Genomic DNA, 3,210 nt, shown 5'->3' on the forward strand with positions numbered 1-3,210 from the left:
CCTGTTTATAAATTTGGATATGGAATGGACAGTTCATTGGTTTTAAAACAAAACCCTGTTCCTGAGCTTCTGATTCCTCATCCAAATTTATAAACAGGACTTACGTTCTTATCGGGAGTTACCAATACGACTTGCCGAGTTTGGCACTGTTTACCGCCATGAAAAGTCTGGGGAATTAGGTGGTTTAACCCGAGTCCGAGGTTTCACTCAAGATGATTCTCATTTGTTTGTGACACCCGAACAACTTGAAGCCGAGTTTCTTAGTGTGGTAGACTTAACTCTATTTGTGTTTAAAAATCTACAACTAAATAATTTTAAGGCTAGATTAAGTTTCCGTGACCCTGACTCAGATAAGTACATTGGTTCTGATGAGGCTTGGGAAAAAGCTGAAGGTGCAATCCGTGGAGCTGTGGAAAAAATGGGTATGGATCATTTTGAGGGTATTGGTGAAGCGGCATTCTATGGTCCAAAGTTAGATTTTATTTTCCAGGATGCTTTGGAGCGAGAATGGCAGTTAGGCACTGTACAGGTAGATTACAATTTGCCCGAAAGGTTTGATTTGGAATATGTGGCAGAAGATGGGACTAGAAAACGCCCAGTTATGATCCATCGCGCACCTTTTGGTTCCTTGGAAAGGTTAATTGGAATTTTAATTGAGGAATATGCTGGAGATTTTCCTTTGTGGTTAGCTCCTACCCAAACTAAACTTTTGCCTGTTAATTCTGAATTTTTGCCCTTTGCTCAAGAGGTTACTGCTCAGATGCGTAAAGTAGGTATTCGTGCTGAGGTGGATATTAGTAATGAACGTTTGGGTAAGTTGATTAGAAATGCTGAGAAGGCCAAAATTCCTGTAATGGCTGTAGTTGGAGCTAAGGAAGTCGAGTCAAATAGTTTGAGTATTAGGACTCGTGCTGCTGGGGAATTAGGTTCTATAACTGTGCCAGAGGTAATTGAGAAGATGACTGGGGCGATCGCTAACTATGAAAATTTCTAGACTTTGATCTCAACCTTGGTTGAAGACTCATGCTCTCCTGGCAAGGTAGCGTCACATGGGAAAACCGAACATTGATTGGTTTTTCCAAAGCCTGTGATATAGCACTTAAATTAAGGTTGCTGGGCTAGGAGAGTGTCGGATTGGTGACGTACTGTGGAGCAGCCGTAAGACCAAAAAGAGGTTCGGCCTCGGAGACAGGTGCTATGTTTCGCTTCGCGACATGTTTGCGGAGCATTCCGATAGGAAAGCGCAGCTCCTCTGTCAAGAGGCAGCAGAAAGTCCCTATCAGTGATGGAGTGGGAATTTTACGTTGTCGCGTAAGCGCAACATCGGGAGGATTTCAAGTATTGTTGAACCTTACATGACACAACTATCATCAATTCCAATTAGGTTACTACATAAAAAAACTGGAAGTAATTAAAAATCAAAAATATACTTCGACTAATCTCCACATAAGTATTTACACCTGCTTTCTGATAAATTGAGAGGGGGTTTATTTATTTGACTTGTTATTTGATAAGCTCTTGATAGTATTTAAAAGTTTTGAATTGAATAATTCCTGAAAGGCCATAAATCAATAATGATTAGTCCCAAATTATACCATTAAATTATGCCAAATTGCATTTGATAGGTCTATCTATAGAAAGTAAAACTTTTCTTTGAAGACGATTAAGAAGTCTATATCAAGTTATACTTTGCAGGGATCATAAACATAGATGATTGACCAATATGTTATTAGCTATAAGTAATTATACTGGTAGCTGATAGCTCAAAGTGATAGTATTCTCTTTCAAAAGTTAAATCAGATTGTTATATTATTGATAGGTATATTACCTTCCTTATATTTAGAGCCAAGGTCGGCGATAATCTGACATATTTTGTTTGCGAAAGGCGCTAGAACATGAAAGCATCTAATTTAAAGGAACTATATGAGACCAAAAGGTTTCAAAATAATAAAATTAGAGATAAAAATGATTAATATCTTAAAGGTTCTTCTAAGAGGGGATGTGTTTTTCGCTTTTTTCTGCTGGGAAAGCGCAAAAATGCAAAGCACCAGATGTCGCTGTCCAATGGCTCACGTACAGCTAGGAACAGTGACTTAATAATATGAACTTTATGAATACTGCTAAGAAAAAAGTAGAATCTCTATTAAGTAAATTGCCAGATAATTGCTCCCTTGAAGATGTTCAATATCATTTATATGTAATTGAAAAAGTTCTTCATGGTTTAGAAGTAGCTGATAAAGAAAGAAAAATTACACAAGAAGAAGCTGAAGGGCTTTTGAGTAAATGGGTTATAAAGTAGTTTGGTCTTCTAAAGCTATAGATGATGTGGACGCGATTGCTTCCTACATAGCACGTGACTCTGTTTCTTATACTGCAGCAGTAGTCCATAGGATAATTAATGTCACCAAAAATTTGATTCATAATCCTTTACAAGGAGAAGTAGTCAAAGAGTTTGGGGATGAAAGTTACCGACAAGATTATGCTTACAGTTATCGAGTCCTTTATCAAGTTAAAGGTAATATAGTAATTGTTGCTGCGGTTATTCATGGAAAAAGGTTATTAGATTTATAGCTGATAGCGGTCGTGCCCAATCAAATATTAGTTCAGAACCGAGTTTCATTAGAAGCTCGGTTTCCTATCTTGGAGGTACAAAATTCTGGGGCAGTAGGGAGTGAGGGAGTGGGGGAGTAGCACGATTTTTTGTATTTTATATAACTACAGCAGTTTTCTAGTCTTGGAGGTACAAAATTCTGGGGCAATAGGGAGTAGAGGTTCAATGACCCTGAATGATCGACTTTTATCAATTATGTAAACACTCTACAAAATCTAACGAATTGAAAACTCCTTAATTTAGTACTTTAATCAATCTATACTTCTCTTGATTTATCCTTACCGATAAAGGGTATAATATCCGACAGTCTACACGCTGTTGACAATTGCTTGGGGTTATAAGACAGGTAGTAGGTAGGTCGTTGACTACCCCCATGGAATTTTTCCAACAAGGTCAGTCCTAAATCCCTTCTTCCTGATTCCTTCTTCCTTCTTGAAGAGTCTTTAACTGTTACCAATCTTCCCATTTGACTCTACTTTCTGTATCCCAATCATTAATAGTATTATCCTGCTTTATCATCCCCGGAGGTCGATAATTTATTTCATCTTCCTCATCAGATTCTTTTTCCATTTCAACTTCTTCATTCTGGGAATAAATAT

2 protein-coding genes and 1 pseudogene are annotated in these 3,210 nt (G+C 37.6%); all 3 read left to right on the top strand.

Annotation, left to right across the window (positions count from 1 at the left end):
• Window positions 1-73: 73 nt before the first annotated feature.
• Window positions 74-994: pseudogene (thrS, locus tag F6K13_RS25230) on the top strand (threonine--tRNA ligase); the annotation flags it as partial.
• Window positions 995-2,110: 1,116 nt separating this feature from the next.
• Window positions 2,111-2,299, top strand: a complete 189-nt coding sequence (locus F6K13_RS25235) for a hypothetical protein (RefSeq protein WP_044136527.1) — start codon at window positions 2,111-2,113, stop codon at window positions 2,297-2,299.
• Window positions 2,284-2,571, top strand: coding sequence for a type II toxin-antitoxin system RelE/ParE family toxin (locus tag F6K13_RS25240; RefSeq protein ID WP_124145038.1), 288 nt, complete (start codon window positions 2,284-2,286; stop codon window positions 2,569-2,571). Before F6K13_RS25235 ends, F6K13_RS25240 begins: the two co-directional genes overlap by 16 nt.
• Window positions 2,572-3,210: the final 639 nt, after the last annotated feature.

The sequence above is a fragment of the Okeania sp. SIO2B9 genome, from assembly GCF_010672505.1.
GTDB classification, from domain to species: Bacteria; Cyanobacteriota; Cyanobacteriia; order Cyanobacteriales; family Microcoleaceae; genus Okeania; species Okeania hirsuta.

Coding starts and splice junctions, on each gene's coding strand:
- F6K13_RS25240 (WP_124145038.1), top strand. CDS start 2,284: ATGGGTTATAAAGTAGTTTGGTCTTCTAAAGCTATAGATGATGTGGAC.
- F6K13_RS25235 (WP_044136527.1), top strand. CDS start 2,111: ATGAATACTGCTAAGAAAAAAGTAGAATCTCTATTAAGTAAATTGCCA.